The organism is Chitinophaga sp. MM2321, from assembly GCF_964033635.1.
Taxonomy (GTDB): Bacteria; Bacteroidota; Bacteroidia; order Chitinophagales; family Chitinophagaceae; genus Chitinophaga.
Genome location: NZ_OZ035533.1, coordinates 2,780,242 through 2,799,846 on the forward strand (window position 1 = coordinate 2,780,242; position 19,605 = coordinate 2,799,846).

General features: G+C 44.9%; 11 protein-coding genes. 1 reads left to right on the forward strand and 10 read right to left on the reverse strand.

Annotated elements, in window-relative coordinates; all coding sequences use genetic code 11:
• Nucleotides 1–27: 27 nt before the first annotated feature.
• The 5 genes from ABQ275_RS10890 to pgmB form a co-directional block, all read right to left on the reverse strand.
• Nucleotides 28–2,325 (reverse strand): glycoside hydrolase family 65 protein, encoded by a 2,298-nt coding sequence (locus ABQ275_RS10890; protein WP_349318330.1) that lies wholly within the window; start codon nucleotides 2,323–2,325, stop codon nucleotides 28–30.
• Between the two features lie 19 nt (nucleotides 2,326–2,344).
• Complete coding sequence (locus ABQ275_RS10895; protein WP_349318331.1) at nucleotides 2,345–3,931, reverse strand: RagB/SusD family nutrient uptake outer membrane protein; 1,587 nt, start codon at nucleotides 3,929–3,931, stop codon at nucleotides 2,345–2,347.
• A gap of 19 nt (nucleotides 3,932–3,950) precedes the next feature.
• Entirely contained in the window at nucleotides 3,951–6,968 is a 3,018-nt protein-coding gene (locus tag ABQ275_RS10900) for a SusC/RagA family TonB-linked outer membrane protein (protein ID WP_349318332.1), read from the reverse strand.
• Nucleotides 6,969–7,144: 176 nt separating this feature from the next.
• Entirely contained in the window at nucleotides 7,145–7,969 is an 825-nt protein-coding gene (locus tag ABQ275_RS10905; RefSeq protein ID WP_349318333.1) for a phytanoyl-CoA dioxygenase family protein, read from the reverse strand.
• A gap of 47 nt (nucleotides 7,970–8,016) precedes the next feature.
• Entirely contained in the window at nucleotides 8,017–8,715 is a 699-nt protein-coding gene (gene pgmB / locus ABQ275_RS10910) for a beta-phosphoglucomutase (RefSeq protein ID WP_349318334.1), read from the reverse strand.
• Nucleotides 8,716–8,876: 161 nt separating this feature from the next.
• Here pgmB and ABQ275_RS10915 point away from each other — a divergent pair, with 161 nt between their 5' ends.
• Nucleotides 8,877–9,755: an AraC family transcriptional regulator gene (locus ABQ275_RS10915; RefSeq protein ID WP_349318335.1), complete on the forward strand. Its 879-nt coding sequence runs from the start codon at nucleotides 8,877–8,879 to the stop codon at nucleotides 9,753–9,755.
• Here ABQ275_RS10915 and ABQ275_RS10920 read toward each other — a convergent pair whose 3' ends face one another.
• The 5 genes from ABQ275_RS10920 to ABQ275_RS10940 all read right to left on the reverse strand — a co-directional run bounded on the left by ABQ275_RS10920 (nucleotide 9,756) and on the right by ABQ275_RS10940 (nucleotide 19,587).
• Nucleotides 9,756–10,559 (reverse strand): alpha/beta hydrolase-fold protein, encoded by an 804-nt coding sequence (locus ABQ275_RS10920; RefSeq protein WP_349318336.1) that lies wholly within the window; start codon nucleotides 10,557–10,559, stop codon nucleotides 9,756–9,758.
• A gap of 15 nt (nucleotides 10,560–10,574) precedes the next feature.
• Nucleotides 10,575–11,690 (reverse strand): alcohol dehydrogenase catalytic domain-containing protein, encoded by a 1,116-nt coding sequence (locus ABQ275_RS10925; protein ID WP_349318337.1) that lies wholly within the window; start codon nucleotides 11,688–11,690, stop codon nucleotides 10,575–10,577.
• Nucleotides 11,691–11,715: 25 nt separating this feature from the next.
• The gene (locus ABQ275_RS10930; RefSeq protein ID WP_349318338.1) at nucleotides 11,716–12,849 is read right to left on the reverse strand and encodes an alpha/beta hydrolase-fold protein; all 1,134 of its coding nucleotides are present in this window, start codon (nucleotides 12,847–12,849) and stop codon (nucleotides 11,716–11,718) included.
• A gap of 212 nt (nucleotides 12,850–13,061) precedes the next feature.
• Nucleotides 13,062–15,371 (reverse strand): beta-N-acetylhexosaminidase, encoded by a 2,310-nt coding sequence (locus ABQ275_RS10935; protein WP_349318339.1) that lies wholly within the window; start codon nucleotides 15,369–15,371, stop codon nucleotides 13,062–13,064.
• A gap of 25 nt (nucleotides 15,372–15,396) precedes the next feature.
• Entirely contained in the window at nucleotides 15,397–19,587 is a 4,191-nt protein-coding gene (locus tag ABQ275_RS10940; RefSeq protein WP_349318340.1) for a beta-galactosidase trimerization domain-containing protein, read from the reverse strand.
• Between the last annotated feature and the right edge of the window lie 18 nt (nucleotides 19,588–19,605).

Here is a 19,605-nt window from a genome sequence, read left to right on the forward strand (position 1 = left end):
ATTTACTGATTACAAATGATGGGGAAATCATGCATGCACAGGATGAATAACGGATGATTGTTCATATAACCGTCCGTATACATAAATATCGGTTTCTTTACCGGAAAGGTTACTGATATGCACCCCTGTTTTTGTTATACGGATGTTAAGTACCGCACCCCTGAAGATAATATTAAAGGAGAATGACGCCCATTTTTCCGGCAGGAAAGGATTAAAATGTAACTGTCCGTTATGTACCCGCATTCCTGCAAAACCCTCCACCACACTCATCCAGGTGCCAGCCATAGAGGTGATGTGCAAGCCATCATCCGTATCATTATTGTAATCATCCAGGTCCAGGCGACCGGTGCGTAAATAGAATTCGTATGCCTGTTGTTCTTTTCCCAGTTTTGCAGCTAAAATGGCGTGTACACAGGGTGACAACGAGCTTTCATGTACCGTTCTTGGTTCGTAAAATTCAAAGTTCCGGCGAATGGTATCTATATCATATCTATCTTCAAAAAAATAAATCCCCTGTAATACATCGGCCTGTTTAATGTAGCAGGATCTTAGAATACGGTCCCAGCTCCATTGCTGGTTCAATGGCCGGTCTGTTTCCGGCAGGTCTTTTACCAGGATCTGTTCTTTATCCATGTAGCCATCCTGTTGCAGATAGATATCCAGTGTTTCCTCTACCGGATAATACATATTGTCAATGATATGTTTCCACCTGTCGGTTTCTGCGGCTTCTTTAAAATCAAGTTTTTGTACCAGCAGCATAAACTGCTGCGGGGCCGCTTGTTTTACCGTTTCAATCGTTTCAAGTGCATATTCCAGGCACCATGCGGCGATTGTATTGGTGTACCAGTTATTATTAACATTGTTTTCATATTCGTTGGGGCCTGTTATGCCCAGCATCACATATTTGTTGCGCGCCTCGCTCCAGTTTACCCGCTGACTCCAGAAACGGGCGATGCCTGTCAGTACTTCCAGGCCGTAATCCACCAGGTATGTTTCGTCGCCGGTGTAGCGGACATAATTATAGATAGCAAATGCAACTGCGCCGTTCCGGTGAATCTCTTCAAAAGTGATTTCCCATTCGTTATGGCATTCTTCACCATTCATGGTCACCATCGGGTACAGGGCAGCACCGTTATTAAAGCCCAGTTTACGGGCATTTTCAATGGCCTTGTCCAGTTGATGGTACCGGTAAAGCAACAGATTTTTGGTAACACTAGGGTCAGCAGTGGCCAGGTAAAAAGGAACACAATATGCTTCCGTGTCCCAGTGTGTGGCGCCACCGTATTTCTCACCGGTAAAACCTTTCGGGCCGATATTCAGATGAGGATCCCGGCCCGTATAGGTTTGGTTCAGCTGAAAAATATTAAACCGGATGGCTTGCTGTGCTTTCACATCTCCTTCAATCACAATATCGCTTTCCTTCCATTTTTCTTCCCAGGCATTGGCCTGCTCGCGCAGCAGCTGGTCAAAACCTTTAGCGGTGATATTCTTAATAGTTGATTTAGCGATTGATAACAGTTTATCTGCCGAAGTATTTTCCCCGGAGATGTTGACCGCATACTTATAGAACACTGTTTCAACGCCCTTTTGAGCGTGTACGGTAAACTTCCTGCCGATGAATTTTGTTCTTTCAACAGGTGTGCTGTTTATGGTAACGTTCCCGGCTACACTAAAATACATCCCGGTACAAACATCGAAATTTGTTTTCTTCGTGCGCATGGTGAGGTACGCACTTTCGTTGTCGCTTTCCTTTGCTGTTTCTTCCCAGAATTTTTCGTCATAGTTGGCATCCTGGTTCCTGATATCGCCATCAATAAAAGGTGTAAAGGTAATATCACCATCAAAATTCAGCGGGGTAATCCCATAACGGATGGCCCCCGCTGTATCGTCTGCTATGCTACAAAAACGTATAGCCTTCACCGATATCTCTCTCCCATCCTTTAAGGTCGCCGTGAAAGTTCTTTCCAGGTAACCTTCCTTCATATGAAGCACGCGTTTAAAGCTGCTGATGTTGCACTGATGCAGGTCTAATGTTTCTGTACCGATCTGTATATCAATTCCTATCCAGTTAGCGGCGTTCAATACTTTGGCCGCATACTCCGGGTAGCCGTTTTTCCACCAGCCTACCCGGGTTTTATCTGTGTAATATACACCTGCTATGTAGTTGCCCTGCAAACTGCTGCCAGTATAAGCTTCCTCAAAATTGGCCCGTTGTCCCATACAGCCGTTGCCCAGGCTGAAAATGCTTTCCGCATATTTATTCAATGCGGCATCAAATCCTTCTTCAATGATATTCCATTCGTCTGTCTTAATATGGCTCTTCATACACTAACACTAATTATGCTTAATTATAACCCTGGTTCTGCACCAGGTTTGGATTGGCGATCATATCTGCGGCTGGTAACGGGAAAATGGTGCGGTAAGATTCCACTCCTTTTCCGTCTTTGGTATTTCCTTTCCAGGGCCATACATAATTGGCGCCGGTATATTTTCCAAAGCGGATCAGGTCTGTACGACGTTGTCCTTCCCACATCAGTTCACGTCCACGTTCATCCAGCATAAAATCGAGTGTAAGCTGTTCTGTTTTAACGTTACCGGAAGTGTTGCCATAGGCGCGCTCCCTTAAACGATTGACATACTCCAGGGCAGTAGCAGCACTGCCTCCTGTACCGCCACGCAGCACAGCTTCTGCATACATCAGGTATACATCTCCCAGGCGGAACACGGGGAAGTCTGTATCCACAAAAACTTTATCTGATCCGCCGGCGCCTGTTGACGTTACATTCCGCCATTTCGTAACAGGATATCCGTCCGCGAAATTGGCAATACTGTTCATTTCCAGGTTTTGACCGTCGGGGTGGAACATGGCGCGGCTATCTGTATTACCAGTGATATCCGCAAAGAGGTTTACGATATTCTTGGTGGTGCGCAAACCGTACCATCCGCCATCAATACCGAAATCATTGACGGCATCCATGCTCCCGCCCACTGCTGCATGCACCAGGAAGGTGGTACCATTATATGTTTTTGAGTGAATACCATCCTGTGCTATTCTGAAAATAATCTCGGATGTTATTTTATCATTATCTGCCAGGAAAAGGTGCTGGAACTTGGGTTCCAGGGTATATCCCGCGGCGGTTATTTTATTGCAATAGGTGATGGCATCGGTATACCGTGGTGCGCCCGTATATACTTCCGCGTTAAGATATAATTTTGCCAGCAGCATCCATGCGGCGGCTTTATCAACACGGGGATATTCATTGGTACGTGCATCTGCCAGGTCTTCATCTATTGCTTTCAGCTCAGCTTCCACGTAGTTGAACAGGTCTTTGCGGCTGGTTTGTTTCGGGAAAAAGGCGCCTACCGGATCTTCTTCCGTCACAAAAGGTACATTCCCAAACATGTCTATCGCATGCCAGTAGCTGTAGGCACGTAAAAAACGCATTTCAGCACGGTATCTTTTAACAGTAACGGCATTGTCTCCTGTAATACCGTTGTCCTTCAGTTTTGTATCTGTTGTCTGACGCAGAAACTCGTTGCAATACATTACCTGCAAATAAATACGGTTGTACATGGCGCCCAGCAACAGGTTTTGCGATGTCCAGTCCAGTCCGTGCATAGGTAATAAATACTGGTCATTCCAGGCGATGCGGGCTTCATCTGTACTGAGTTCCTGCATTTGCCAGTAACCCCTTAAATAACCCACATCTACCCCACCTATATCAGCGTTACCGTCTCCGGTCACCTGGCCTGTCAGCGCCAGCCCTCCATAGGCTTTCGCTATTAACTCCTTGTAATTACTGAAATCAGTGAACACACTTGCTGTGGTAATATCGTAAAAAGGTTTACGGTCAAGATCCTTTGAACAGGAAGAAGCCAGCAGCAACAGCACCAGTGATAATAAAAAGCTATTGATATTGTTTCGTTTCATAATTTTCATTCTTTACAGGTTATAAACCAAGGTTAATACCTAATGAATAAATTCGTGGCCTGGGATAAAAGTTATTATCAATACCATTAGACACTTCAGGATCAAGACCGGAATAACCGGTAACAACGAATAAATTCTGTACGTTGGCAGAGAGGGTCAGATCCACCTGCTTACCTATCTTACCAAAATGATAAGCCAGGTTAAGATTATCCATGCGCAGGAAAGATGCATTCTCTATATAATAATCTGATGTCTGCCTGTTATGTAAAAAATTGGTTTTATTAATGCTACCCGATGCATTCGCCAGGAAGTTGGCGAAAGAAAGTGCATCACCATAACCGGTATTGGCGGCTACACTGTTGTAGTTGTAGGCGCCCAGGTTGGCACGCATGGTAAATCCAAGACTCAGCTTCTTATAGGCCAGGTTGGAACTCAGTCCCAGCAGTAATGTTGGATTGGGAGATTTATGGTGATAAAAATCCGTTTCCTCCGATGTACCATTACCGTTTATATCTGCATAAGAGCCTTCGATGGGTTTTCCTTTGGCATCGTACAATTGTTTTTGTATGTAGTAGGTATACGGTGCATAGCCCACTTTATGATATTGCAGACTGGTGCCGGTAAAACTGGTGGCGCCGGCTGGTGTACCCGGAGAAGTTGGATCGTCTTTTCCTGATAAAGTAAGATTGGTGATCTTGTTATCATAATGGGTCAGGTTAAAATTCAGGTCCCAATTAACTGTTGCCGTTTTTACAGGCGTAGCGTTCAGGTTAAATTCTATCCCTTTATTTTCCATATCACCCACATTCGTTAATATGAAATTGGAGAAGTTGGAGCCGGTAGCGGTAACCACCCTGCTGATCAGGTTATTTGTTTTGCGGATAAAGTAATCCACGCTACCACTGATTCTGCCATCCATAAAGCCAAAGTCAATTCCGGTATTAAAGGTGTTGGTTTCTTCCCATTTAATATGCTGATCATATGCATTAGGGCGCAGCATATTATAATAAACACCACCCATTGGATATGTAGTGGCATCATCACTTTTGTTGTACCCGGCTAAGTAAGGATAATCATTGGAGGTTACATCCTGTTGACCGGTTTTACCATAACCAATTCTCAGTTTCAACTGCGACAGCGCATTGGATTCTTTCAGGAAAGACTCCTGTTTGATATCCCAGGCAATTGCGCCGGAAGGGAAAATACCCCAGCGGTTTTCCGGTGCGAACCTGGAAGAACCATCTGTCCGTATGGTACCGGTTAATACATACTTATCTTTAAACGTATAATTTACGCGCCCGAAATAAGAAATCAGGGTATTTTGTGTTTTGGTAGGATTACGTGCCGGATCGTTGCCAATGCCACTTACAATTACGATGGCAGGTTCATCTATAATCCAGTCCTGGTAGGCGTATCCAGCGGTAACATCAATTCTGCTGCTGATGCTGGTAATATCTTTAACATAGTTAAAGTAGAAATCGAGTAATTTATTTTTCCTGTTCTGCCAGTAGTGGGAAGAAGTTCCTTTGAGTGTGTAGGCAGCTGCCAGTGTGGGAGGCAGGATATCTGTTCCATCACTTTTTGATACATCATAGCCCACATTCAGATTAGCACGCAACTCAGGCAGAAAATGAAACTTATAATCCAGTTGCAGATTTCCGATGCTTCGGTTGGCGTTAGCATTGTTACGCTCCTGTTCCAGCATGCTTACGGGGTTTTTACCCGCCAGTTGAAGGGGAACGCCTTTATTGTCTACCCATTCCGTATAGCCGCCCAGGTTAGTATTGGTAGCTGATTCCGGTTGGGAAGGATCATAAGGAGCTGCGTACACCGGTAAGGTGGGATTAAAGGCTGCCGCAGCACCGATAGCGCCGGTATTGGCGAAACGGGATTTGGTCATTGTTCCTTTAAAATTGGCATTTACGCTTAAATGATTATCAAAAAATTTGGGACTCAGGTTTAAAGCGCCGGATACCCGGTCGAAATCGGATGTTTTTAAAATACCGGCCTCGTTCAGATAACCGAGCGACAAACGGTAAGGCAATCCTTTGATGCCACCGCTGAGGCTCACTGTATTATCGGTTTTGAAGGCAGTCTGGTATATTTCATTCTGCCAGTTGGTATTGGCGTTGCCCATCAGGCCCAGTTTCGCCTGCCTTGCAGCAGGATCGGCTTCTGTCTGATCGAGGTACTGCGTTAAAGCGGTTCTGTATTGATCGGCTGACAGTACATCCAGTATACCGGTTTTCTGCGATACAGACTGTAATGAATTAATATTTACTTTCAATTTGCCACCAGCCAGACCTTTTTTGGTGGTGATGATGATCACCCCATTAGAGGCCCTGCTGCCATAGATGGCGGCTGCGGAAGCATCTTTTAGAATACTGAAAGATTCGATGTCATTTGGATTAACAACACTTAGCGGGTTGCTTAAACCGGCGACACCTTTGTTATCTAACGGTACCCCATCAATCACGATCAGCGGATCGTTACTGGAATTCAGGGAAGCACCGGCCCTGATACGGATGGTACTACCTGCGCCGGGTGCGCCGCCACTTGAAATGACCTGCACACCAGCTACTTTACCGGATATTAACTGCTGCGGTGAAGTAATAGAGCCTGGATTAAAATCGGCTGCGGTAACGGTAGCAATGGCCCCTGTCAGGTCTTTTTTCCGTTGGGTACCATAGCCAATTACCACCACTTCATTTAAAGCGGAGGCTTCATTTTCTAAGTTGAAATCAAGATGATTGTCTCCTTCCTTTACTGTAATCGCTGTACTTTGTGTGACATAACCAATATACTGTGCCCTGACAGTATAGGTACCGGGTTTTATACCGTTGATGGTAAACTCGCCGTTTGAGCCGGAAGAAGCGCCCAGATTAGTGCCTTCCAATAAAATGGTGACACCAGGTAAACTCTGTTGTTCCTCTCCAAAAGCACGGCCGCTGATACGCCCGGTTTGAGCAGATGCTATCAGTACGGACAGCATAAACATGCATAGCAATCCATACTTCCTGTGGTAGTTTTTTTTCATAACGTTTCCTGCGTTTAAGTTGGTTATACTGTCTGTTCCTTCAGCTTAACATACAGATATGGTCGGTAGGCAATCAGGTGACGCCGGCTATTGGTGATCGCCGGCGCCACGATTGATTTCTATAAACTGTGTCTATCAATATTCAAGGGATAATGACGGTTGGTTCCTGAAAGCTATTATAATATGGTCGGATTCAGTTCCGAATCTGCCAGCGTACCGACAGCCTTTCCCAACAACCATTTCTCCAGATCATTTTCCTGCCATTTATGCTTCGGCTGACTGATAGTAGCGCCGTCTGCATAATAAATAATCGTAATCACTTCGCGCCTTGTTTGTGATGTATTGCCCGGTGCATTGTGAATGGTGTATCCATGATGCCAGGTAGCATCACCTGCTTTCATGGATGATGGCCTTGAAATAGCAAAACCATTATCTTTTACATAATTATCAAAAGCATCTTCTGATTCATCAGAAATAACATGATCAAACACATTACCTTTTATCTGAGAGCCGGAGGCAAAAGTGAGCATGCCCATATCTGCATCCGCTAAATCTACCAACGGCATCCACATGGTAATTGTTTTGTTGGTATCCAACGGCCAGTAGTTCTGATCCTGGTGCCAGGGAGTAGGACCACCGCCCGGTTCCTTGAACAGTGCCTGATCGTGATAAATACGAACATTTTTAACGCCTAAAAGATCTGCGGCTATTTTACCAAAACGTTTGGCCAATATGAATTTTTTCACCCGTTCGTCGTTGCGCCAGAGATTCATGATCTGCAAAAACGCTTTACCATAAGTATCACGGTCAGCTAGTTTCCTGGTTTCGCTGTTATACTTATCCGCTGCTTCAACAATTACATCGCGGTAGGCTGCTACTTCCTCCTTACTAAGTATTCCAGGAATAAAAATGTGTCCGTCCCTGGAAAATTGCTGGGTTTGATCATCTGAAATGTTAATAAAATTGTTCAGATCCGGTAACGTGGTTGTATTGTTATTCATTATATGTGGTTTTATTCATTTAATCAAATATAAAATACCGGCGGGCATCATGACAAACTGTCTGCAGCTATAATATGGTAATGATTCCTAATCTCTTCCAGGGTTATTTCTGAAAGATCTTTTACCACCAGGTCCGCATCTTTCAGTACCGCTTCCTCTCCTACCCCTATTACCTTCATTCCTGCTGTCAGTGCCGCTTTCACCCCAGCCACCGCATCTTCAAATACCAGGCAATTAACCGGTGCTTCCTGTAATAACTCCGCGCCTTTTAAAAAAACTGCCGGATCGGGTTTGGATGTCAATCCCATATTGCCGTCTACGATTGCATCAAAAAAACGGGCGAGTCCTGTATGTTCTAATATCAGCCCTGCATTTTTACTGACTGAACCCAAAGCTGTTTTTATGCCGTTTTCGCGTACTGCGGTAAGCAAGGCTATTGCACCCGGCAACACCTCCTGCGGCGTCATGGTACTGATCATAGCGGTGTACCAGTTGTTTTTTTGTTCCGCCAGTTCCGCCATCGTATGCGGTGGTATTGAAAGTCCGCCCCATTCCAGTATCAATTTCAAAGATTCGTCGCGACTGATGCCTTTTAAGGATTCATTCTGTTTTTCCGTAAAATCGAAGCCAAGCTGGTTGGCCATTTTTTTCCATGCTTTATAATGATATATAGCAGTATCAACTAATACACCATCCAGATCAAAAATGCATGCCTTTAGTTGTATCGTGGAATTATTTATCTTCATCCAGTTAGTGTTTATCCCGCGTTGTATTGTTGTTTTCGCTTAACTCAAATGTATGTTTCATTTGTAACCTTCAGAATGAATAAATTGGAATAAACATGGTGTATTTTGGCATCTTTGAAATAAAATCGATACTTTTAGAATAAAATCAGAATAAAATAGATATGCTAAAAGCGTCTTGTGAAGTACTGAATCCGACAAACGGACAATCTTTTTTACTGCGGAGATTTAATAAATCGGCCTTTGATGCACCTTATCATTTTCATACAGAATATGAACTCACTACTATTTTAGAAGGCAAAGGCAAACGCTTTATCGGTAACCATATGACCGATTATGAAGAAGGGGATCTTATTTTATTGGGCCCCAAGCTTCCTCATTGCTGGAAACTTAACCAGGACACCCACAAACAGCAGGTAGGCAGCGCCATTGTTGTACAGTTTACCAATGATTTTATGGGAGAAGGATTTTTTGATAAAGCAGAATTTGTTAATATCAAAAATCTCCTGCAAAACAGCAGCTGCGGAATAAGCTTTAGTAGTAAAACACAACAATTAATACAACAGCAACTACTTAAACTGGCGGAACAGCCCAATAATTTCAGGATATTTATCGGCTTGATGGATATCCTGCAAAGTCTTGCTGTTACTACTGATTACCACCTGCTGGATACGCAAAGTACCATTGCAGAACGCTCTACATCTGAACAGGAAAGGATCAATGCCGTATATGCATATCTCGTAGAGCATTTCAGGGAACAGGTATCCCTGGAAAAAGTAGCTGCGATTGCACATATGACACCCAGCGCCTTTTGTAAATATTTTAAGAAGATAACCCGTAAGACCTTTATGGAAACGGTTATTCATTATCGCCTCAATTACGCTACGCAGCAATTGATACAAACCGATAAATCCATATCGGAAATCTCATTCGACAGTGGCTTTGGCGATGTTTCTCATTTTTATAAAATGTTCCGGTCAAAAATGCAGTTAAGTCCGCTGCATTACCGCAAAAAATTCATGGACAATATACACGACGACTGATTACACCATTTGTGCATCAAAAAACTGCAAGGTACGGATGACATGCTTTTCCCAGTAAGGCCATTCGTGCCCCCCTTCAAATTCTTCATACAGATGAGGAATGTTGTTTTCCTGGAGCTGTTGATGCAACAGCCGGTTATCAGCGATCAATAAATCCGTATTACCGCAATCAAAACGAAAAGGCGGTAACCTGTCCTTGTATTTTAGCATGGTATCCAATACGTTTTCACTGGTCGGATCATTTTGTGTATAGCCTTGCAGGTCCTCTTCTACAAACAGTTTCATTTGTTCCAGCATTGTTATGGAAGAATGCCCGGCCATCGCTTTAAACCGTTCATTATATTTTGCGCCGATGCGCAATGCGCCAAATCCGCCCATTGACAAGCCCGCAATAAAAAATGGGGATTTTTCTGATACTTGTGGGAAGGATTCAATTAATACTTCCGGCACGTCTGTGGCAATCCATTTTTCAAAATCGAGCTGATGATGTGGAAGATAAGCAGAACCATCGCCCCAAAGGCCGTCTGATGGCATCGCAATCAGCATTGGCTTTATCTCTTTTCTTTCCATCATTTCTTTGGCCCGCAGGTGTATACCTGCGCAGAAAGCCCAGCTCCAGGCACTTCCATACACCCCATGCAATAAAATACAAACCGGCAGATCTGAAAGATCTGTGATGCCGGGAGGAACAAAAATACAGATATCACCCCGCCCTTTAAGCGAGGCTGTTTTTACCGTGAGAAACCGAAGATGCTGTTGTTCGAAAGCCGGGTTGGATATTTCTACCGTTCTGAATTTTGACATATACTATTGTTGCTATTAAAAAATGATGACACCTTTTGCATTTCTGCCCTGTAACATATCATCAAAAGCCTGTTTTAAATCCTGGAGTGCATACCGGCGTGTGATCATTTCTTCCAGCAGGAAGCGCCCTTCGTTGTATAATGCAGTAATGGCCGGAAAATCGGTCTGGGGTTTACATTTACCATACAATGGGTTGATATATATTTTATCCCACTCAAAGAGGTTCATATCAAATGGTATTTCCTGTTCTATACCACTTACCTGCACGGCAGTTCCGGCATTGCGTACCATTGCCAGCGGCGCGGCGCCTAACTGGGGAATAGCAGTGCATTCAAAGGCATAATCAGCTCCACGGTTAGCCGTTAACGCCTTCACCTTAGCAGCGGCCTGTAAAAGCCCCGTATCAGCCTTATCAGCCAGTATAATATCGGTAGCGCCAAAAGCTGCTGCCATTTCCAGGCGACGGGGATTAATATCAATAGCGATGATCTTTCCGGCACCGGCCACTTTTGCCCCCTGGATCACGCTGAGTCCAACGCCACCGGTGCCCAATACCACCACGCTGCTGCCTGGCTTCACTTTGGCCGCATTGATCACAGAACCGTAACCGGTCATCACACCGCAACCGATGATACTGGCCGCTTCAAACGACATTTTATCCGAGGCATTTAATACCACGGCAGCGGCTTTTACCAGCGTGTATTCTGCCAGCGTACCCAGGTTAAAGGAGCGTTCCACAGGTATCCCCTTCAAAGTACTGCCCATCGCATGCGCATGACCGCCATTGGGTCCATGCTGTCCTCCTGTAACGGGCGAATTATTCTCACAAATATGCTGATTGCCTTCTTCACACTGGAAACAATGTCCGCAAGGCATTGCCCAGTTCAACATTACTTTATCACCCACCTGTAACCCCGTTACCTGTGCGCCAGTTTTCACAATAACACCCGCGCCTTCATGCCCGATGATCATGGTTTTGTTCCAGCTCAGCGAGTCGTAATCAGTGTGGCATAATCCTGCAGCCTTCACCTGTACCAGCACTTCATCCGGTCCGGGATCAGCTACCTGTATCTCATCGATAAAAAAATCACCCTTGCCATTGGTTACTGCGGCTTTACAATTAATCGGCATCCTGTTTATTTGATTATTTAGTTATTTATTTACTTTTTCCGAACAAGAATGTAAGTGGCATATAAAGCCGGTTTGCCCAGGCAAACTCATTGTGTTTATCGGCTGGGAAGTACTCGTATTGCAGCTTTATCGACTTATTCCTTAACAATACCTGGTGCATATGTTCATTATCCGGTAAAAAATCTTTATCGAGGTCCTGGCCACCACAATCGAGGTAAATTTTACTGCCATTCAACCGTGCCGTGGAGGTATCCGCCTTGTTTAAAATATGGCCGTCATCAAAATAGAAACCACTGGAAAGACAGGCTGCTTTTGAAAATACTTCCGGATACCACCATACCATGTAGAAAGAGATCAGCCCACCCATAGATGAACCGATAGCAGCGGTATTGGCTTTATCCTTTTTTGTCCGGTAATGGTTATCAATAAAAGGTTTCAGCTCGGTGGCAATAAATGTTACATAGTTATAGCCTTCCGGTGTACCTGAATATTCCACCCAACGATCTTTTGTATTGGCCATCCCCACGATGATAAATTCTTCGGTACTGCCGCTCCTGATAAGACTGTCGGCTACTTCGTCCATATGCCATTCATCGCCGGCGCCACCACCTGTATGATCAAAAATGTTTTGTCCATCGTGTGCATACAGCACCGGATACCTTTTTTGCGGCGAAGTAAAATAGGATGGCGGAAGCCAAACCACTACATCGCGGGTATTTTTTAATAAAGGGCTGCTGAAATGATGATGATATCTTACTATTCCGGTGATACTTCTCTGGTAAAGATCATTCCAGTTGCTGGGTCTGATCACAACCGTAGTATCCCTCACCAGGTTAAACGAGGTAGCAGCAGGGATTTGCCCGTTGTTGTTATACAATGCTTCTTTGTAATAAGATCCCCTGGTGATTTTGAAACTTACGGGGGTATTCACCGCGAAATGGTTTTCCTGTGTCCAGGTGCTGTCGTTTAATTTAACCATACGCGCACTCCGTGGATAGATCCAGTTACCCCATACCGGTTTGTCGCCAATCACCAGCAAGGTATCCTGCGGAGGTGTTTTTGGCGGTGTGATCACTTTAATCGTTAAAGTAGCTTGCTGGGCCTGTAGGCCTGTTATGAAAAAAAAGGCGAAACAGGTGAAAACAAATTTATAATTCATAGACGTGGCCTGATCAATAGTGAAAGGCAATGTCAAATTAAGCACTAAAATGGGATAAGGGGCAGGATAAAATTGGCTTAATTATAGGGTAAATTATCAATCAGGACTTTTGGGGCCGGTCCTGATTGATAAATTTATTTTTTTGCAGTAAGGTAACAGCTACTACCTAACCTGATAGAACATAGTATGGTAGCAGCTATTACAAGTTGCTACTAATACGTTTCCCACTGTAAACTTTCTTGTCTTACAGGTAATTTATTTTTAACGGCATAGGCATTCCTTACCTTACTCACCTCCCCGGCCCATTTCCCTAAAGGATAATGCAGCTGCCGGTAGATCAGGTAACTCAAATCAATGGTGCGGCCAGGCTGGTGGTCCTTTATATCATCTACAGCCAACAACAAAGTACGGCCATTAGCTTCTTTCACTAACGGTTGCCAGTCTTTATGCCAAACCGCTGCGAGGGAAGACAGCATTTCATCCCGCTGTGTTTTTATTGCGGCAGCCACATTCAATGCGGAGTCGATCATTGCTACAGCAGTTGTTGCATCTCCGATAGCATTTACCGCAGCGGTTTTCAGTAAACCGTTGATCTGTTGTAACTGTAACAGCATTTCCAGGTTTTGTCTGCATAGTGCTGCTACACTTGTTAATACTTCCAGGTTGTAGGGGTGCCGCACCTGTAGTTCTTTATTGCGTTGCAGCAAATCCTGCAATTCATTATTCTCTTTCAAAAACTTTGTGGCCAGTTTCAAACGCTGTTCATTCGCTGTATCCCAGTCAAAAGCAGGTTTCAAACTGTTGGCAGCAGGTACAGGCAGCATGGGCAGAAACTGGTCGAAGGCTGGTTTGGCGGTGTCCAGTATTCCATAGGAATTACCCAGGATTGGTTTTCTTAGTTGAGAAGGGCCCCAATTCCAGCTCTGATCAAAGAACTCAGCCTGTGTACTCAATAGCCTGTAGATCGTGTCTATATCAACCGCTGAAGTACCGTAAAAGGAATTATAAAAACGGGAAGTCAGATCAGCTGCAGTAGCGCCGTGATAGTTCCAACCGGCTGCTGTGCCGGTAGCATACCCCAGCCAGAAGGTTTCCGGATGCAAACCGGCATCCGCCCAACCAGCTATTACAACGCCCATAAACGTGGATTGCTTATCATTAATAGCGGTCGTAATTTCTTTCAGCATGGCGCCTACGCGGTTGGAGGATCTGTCGCTACCATCTTCCATCACGGTGTCTTTTGTATGTGACGGATAGTAATTTGGGAAAATAGGTTCCGCACCCTGCGTAGCCGTGTAAATAAACTGACGCAACCCTTGTTTTTGATAAAGTGCAGCCACCTCTTTACTGTATACGCCGTTTACCATATGTGCAGGCACCGCGGGAATATCTTCCGGCGCTATCGGAAATTCGCCCCAGAACATCACGGTTCTTCCCTGTTCATGTAACCAATCTCCTATCGTTGAAATAAACTTTGCCAACAAACGGCCATTACTGCCCAGTTTTTTTGCGGCGGCAATTTCATCACCACCCTTGCCGGTGTAATATGCTTCGTCTGTAGAAAACAATACCATTTTGCCGCCTTTGTTAGCGTCCATCAAATCGCCGAACATGCCTTTCAACAACTTTTCCGTGCCCGGATTGGTAACGGAGAATTGATAGTTATTATCGGGATACAACCGCAGACCGGCATATTCCGGATGCTTTAAGATGAAAGCTACGTGCGCCGGTGCATCCAGGTAAGGTACCACGTCTACATAATGCGCTTTTGCATAATCGGTTAGTTCCTGGTATTCCTCCGCTGATAAAGCGTAGGGTTCTACCAATGCCGGGGCGCTTTTAAACATAAAGTGACCTTCCAGCTTGATGGCAAACGCATTGATCTTGTAAAAGGCTGCCTGCCGGATGATCCGTTTTAAAGCATCCATCTTTTCAAGATGATGTGCATCATCCCAGTATATCATTCTCACATTCAGTTCGGGCCAATCAGTTATTTCACCTTTTGGTAGCCATACTTTCTCTCCGGATGCATTTATTAATTGTAACAGCGTTTGCACGCCATAGTACAGCCCTTGTGATGCGTTGGCTGTCACCGTAATGCCGGCAGCATCCAATGTTAACTGGTAGGCTTGCTTTTCCAGCGAAGTGCGGCTGGTATCAACGGTGGGTTGTATGGGTACCGATCCGGCCTTCACTACCAGCCTGATAACGGGTGACGCACTCGCCGCATCGCCGGCAGGCAATGACTTTAAGTGCATCTTCTTTTCACCCAATCCTTCCATCAAACTTTCAAAGGCCGGACGATCTTCCCCGTTGGCTGTTGCTTCAACATGCCAGTTATCATCCAGTAAAAATGTATCGGCTGAAAACTTCGCCTGTTGCGGCACAGGTAACAAGGAGGCAAGCGCCCGTTCACCTGCTGTGGGATGATGTGTTGTATTTACATCCCCGCACCCGATTCCTGCCATCATGAGGCAGACAAATAATAACTGTATAAAAAACCGCGTGTGTATTCGTTCCATTTTTTTGATTTTACTTTTTCAACAATTACTGAACTTTTATTTTTGCCTCCGTGACCACGCCGCTGATCACTTCTTTTACTTTCACGGTCCATTCTCCCCTAACATCATTCAATGCGGTGGTAAAACTGAACACCCCATTATTTCCATCTATATTACAATTACCGGAATAGATATCCATTAATTCTCCCACCGGATTATACACTTTTACTACAGCCACCGAGTGTAACAACATTTTGTTATTGCCGGAGCATTGCAACCTGCAACTTACCTGTTCTCCGGGTTTTACCTCAGCCGGCGCCTGTACCGTAATACCATCCACTTTATCTTTTAACAGACCCAATAATACCGGCACGCCTGGTGTAACGCTTAATGGAAAGCTACTTCCCTCTCCCAGGTAATGATCATTCCTGATATCATACAGATGAACACGTTCTTTTAAATGTATTACAATATTGGTATCGGTTATACTTTCTTCCGGAAGTAATCCCAATAATTTCCCCGACCCACTGTTTTCAGCAAAGGAATATTTAGTGATACCACTGGTTGCATTTCCTGTTGATGCCGTAATTTCTATGGAAGAAGTGATACCTGCGGCTGTCAGTACCTGTCTTATTTTCGCAAGAGAATTTTCATTATTCTTTTTAAGCTTTTCTTCGGGATATTTATCCAGGTAGTAGTTCAGTAAAAAAGCCTTTCCATCTCCATAATGATGACTCAGTAATTGGGGTCTTTCTTTTTCCTGGCTCAGGGAACTGGCGCCCTTTACTACTAATTTGTCATCGTAAGCGGGTGTGATGAGATCTTTCCGGGAATACGCCTGTGGAGCAATACCAAATACATCTGCCAGTGCCTGGTGTTCCCGGTAACGGGTATGTCCGTCCATCACACCGGCTAAAGCATCCGTTATTACGGTGCCTCCCTGCCGTACGAATGCGGTTATCTGCTCTGCTTCCTTATCGCTCAATGCTATGCTCATGGGCAATACCAGTACTTTGTACCCTTTTGTAATGAGGTCATTATTTTCGATGCCGCTATAAGCCATAAAATCAAAACCGATTCCTGCATCATGCAATACTTTCACCCAGCCATCCAGGTTATTCCTGAACTGCGCCAGTGTTTTACTGCGCTCCTTTGTAACATGGCCTGTTGAAATTTCGCCATCTGCAATCCATGCACCATGTATGCTGGGATAGGAATAGTGAATCGCTATTTTATTCTCGTTTTCCGGTTTATAATTGCTGATTAGTCTACCTATACCCCGTTGACGCATTTCATACAAAGCGTCTTTTAAATAAAGCCCGCTTTTGCATACGGTCAGATCAGGGTTCAATACGGATTGCTGCCAGAAGATGTAGGCGCCGGCAGTTTCGTTGACAAAGATGTGGCGGTAGAAATCATACAGCACGCCTTTACCCATCGCGCCGTATCCACCCTGTCCTGATACTTTTACATCCGGATTAAAATTGCGGTGGTATTCAAGCTGGTTACCGATATCGTATGGATTCATCTGTCCTACATACTTATCTATCTGGCTGTAATCATATCCATTGTGTGCGCCGGAAGCCTGTGTACCGGAAAGTTGTACCAGTCCGCCGGGATCAAATTCATTTAATGCCTCCTGTACGTATTTGAATTGTCCTGCCCATGTTTTCTCCATAAAAGAGCGGTGGTCAGCCCAGGAAGAAGTGTTCCCTCTTTGCCGGGCCTCCCGCGAATCATCCGGCACTACGCTATCCCAGGTATTGAAAGCGGTGCCCCATTGCTGGTTAAGCGCCGGCAGCGTGCCATATTGCGCTTTTAGCCAGGTACGCATCGCTTTCAATGTAATGTCTGAAAAGTCAAGGTCCAGGGCATCATCATACCTGGTGATGGAAGGTTCTTCGTAAATATAATAGGCGGAAGGAGAGAACTTTTTCCATTCACTGACCATTCTTTTCAGATCATTTTTTACTGAGTGCAGGTATACCGAATCATTCAATCCATATTTCCGGACCAGTACCTTTTTATCATGTGTGGCCAGGTACTTCTTTTTCATGGCTTCATAATATTCCAGGTCCGGGCCATTGTCAGGCGACTCCACTCCTTTGATCCTGGTTTGCGCCTGCACTTTATAATTGGCGTGTTTACTATTCTCTAATGTATAAGCGGCTAAAGTGGTTACATGTACCTGTTTTAACTGGTTGTCGATGGCCGCCCAGGTACCGGGTACGGGATTTGGACCAAAATGATACATGGTTACATCATAATCATCCCATTTCCGGGGATGTAAAAAGAACAGTTCTTTTTCTTTATGATCTATTTCTTTACCATCCACCTGTAAAACGAGATCAATTTTGCCCAGGGGTGTTAATACATTGCCGGATTGAAAACGGATGCTGACTTTACTTTTTCCATTCAACGTAACGGGATAATCTTTTTTATCGACCAGGCGGCCGTAATTATCAAACAGGCTGGCCTGCAGCGTACCTGAAACGGCTTGGGCAGCGTGGAGTGTAGCCGTGGCCGTTACTTCTTCTCCGGTGGGTATTTCCGACCGCTCTGTGTGTATACTGTCTATCACCGCTACCTGGCTGGTGGTAAAAGCAATCGTATACCAGTCATGTACCGACTGACCGCTCTTCAACTGAAGATTGGCCATGTGTCTTCCACCTGCGAGATATTTGCTGAAGGGCAGTTCCAGTTTTTCCTGACCTGCGGTTATGAAAAAGGTGGTATCCTGTTCTGTTTTACCAAAGGCGTCTACAACCTGCATGGTTAATGCTTCTTGCGCAGCTACCCCATGCAGTTGTACAGTAAGGTTATTCGTGTGATGTGTTACATTTTTTATAAAAGTTGCCGGTTCTCTTTTAGCCACCCATACAGCAGCACGCGCTACCAGCGACCACATATAGTCCCAATAACCGACCTGGGCACCGGTTTCCCAGGGGTTGTCCATCATGGGTATCAATCCTCTTTCTGCATAAGACATGGCCACTACGCGACCTTTCCCATAAGTACCAACCGCCAGTACGGGATTGCCTTTAGCGGTGCGGAGCAAAACATCCTCTTTCTTCCCTTGCGTAGGCACCACGCCCATATGCCCCATAGGAAAGGCTTCCAGCGCCACGCCCCTGGTAATAAAATGAGGGCTTGCGGTCACCCACTTTGTTGCATCCAGGTAAGGCAGGAACGCTTTCTTATTATGCTCCATCCCATTCATTTTTCTAAAGATCCCCGTATCAGTGGGATGAAGCGGAGATACCGGCCATTGACCGGCAGCAGTAGTATGACTGGCTGGATAGATCAGCAACAAGCCGGTTCCATTGGCGACTCTTTTCAGGATGGCATTCCGTATTTGCAGCGGATAACTTTCCCAGGGGAAAAGTCCTGGCCAGATGATCAGGTCTACCTCCGGCCCATAAAGTAAATCAGCTGCAATATAGTTGAAGACAAGACTATTAGGATGTGTACCATCATCCCCCATTGGATTACGGCGATTATAAAAATCACCGAATCCCCAACGGTTTATTCCCGGATTTCTGCCAAGTGTGGTTACTTTATAATCCAGGTCAAGCCGCTCCGACAATTCAATAATACCACGGCCATCAAAAACAGGTGAAATGGCGTATGTCTTTATCTTCCCTCCTGCCAATGGTACGCCCCAGGGAATATGTTTTGTCTGCACACCGGCAGAATAAGGTACATCCCAGCGCCCACCTTGTTCCAGCACCGGCTGGTATTCATCCAATGCTATATAATCCAGGTAAAATAAAGCAGGACTGTTACCCTGGATACCGATAGCTTTCACCTGTTCAAGGTCTATTTTATTTAAAGCAGCAAAGGGTACCTGGATATGATTTACACCGGGTTTCAGTGCATATTTCAAAGCAGCAGTATGATCCAACGAGTCTTTTACCAGCACATTGATCTCCGTAGCATTTGTAGCCCAGATAAAGAGCAGCAGGGCATTTGCAAAGATATTATCGGAAGCAATAGCGCGATTCCACCGGGTAGCCTCCAGGTTATTTAAATACACTGTTCCGCCTTTTGCAGGAAAAACTGTTTTTAATGACCAGGCGCCTACTGCCGGAAAATCCGTTGACCTGCTGATGACCGTACCATTGGTAGCGGCTATATTTTTCAGGTCGGCAATATTTTCAAAAGATCCGATTATCTGCTGTGCTGCTACGTTTTGCCCGCATAATAAAAGGAATAAAAAAAGAACAATATTTTTCATCAGGATGATATTAGTGGA

Excerpts from the sequence above, each read along its gene's own strand:
- ABQ275_RS10890 (WP_349318330.1), bottom strand. The coding sequence starts at position 2,325 with ATGAAGAGCCATATTAAGACAGACGAATGGAATATCATTGAAGAAGGA.
- ABQ275_RS10895 (WP_349318331.1), bottom strand. The coding sequence starts at position 3,931 with ATGAAACGAAACAATATCAATAGCTTTTTATTATCACTGGTGCTGTTG.
- ABQ275_RS10900 (WP_349318332.1), bottom strand. The coding sequence starts at position 6,968 with ATGAAAAAAAACTACCACAGGAAGTATGGATTGCTATGCATGTTTATG.
- ABQ275_RS10905 (WP_349318333.1), bottom strand. The coding sequence starts at position 7,969 with ATGAATAACAATACAACCACGTTACCGGATCTGAACAATTTTATTAAC.
- pgmB (WP_349318334.1), bottom strand. The coding sequence starts at position 8,715 with ATGAAGATAAATAATTCCACGATACAACTAAAGGCATGCATTTTTGAT.
- ABQ275_RS10915 (WP_349318335.1), top strand. The coding sequence starts at position 8,877 with ATGCTAAAAGCGTCTTGTGAAGTACTGAATCCGACAAACGGACAATCT.
- ABQ275_RS10920 (WP_349318336.1), bottom strand. The coding sequence starts at position 10,559 with ATGTCAAAATTCAGAACGGTAGAAATATCCAACCCGGCTTTCGAACAA.
- ABQ275_RS10925 (WP_349318337.1), bottom strand. The coding sequence starts at position 11,690 with ATGCCGATTAATTGTAAAGCCGCAGTAACCAATGGCAAGGGTGATTTT.
- ABQ275_RS10930 (WP_349318338.1), bottom strand. The coding sequence starts at position 12,849 with ATGAATTATAAATTTGTTTTCACCTGTTTCGCCTTTTTTTTCATAACA.
- ABQ275_RS10935 (WP_349318339.1), bottom strand. The coding sequence starts at position 15,371 with ATGGAACGAATACACACGCGGTTTTTTATACAGTTATTATTTGTCTGC.
- ABQ275_RS10940 (WP_349318340.1), bottom strand. The coding sequence starts at position 19,587 with ATGAAAAATATTGTTCTTTTTTTATTCCTTTTATTATGCGGGCAAAAC.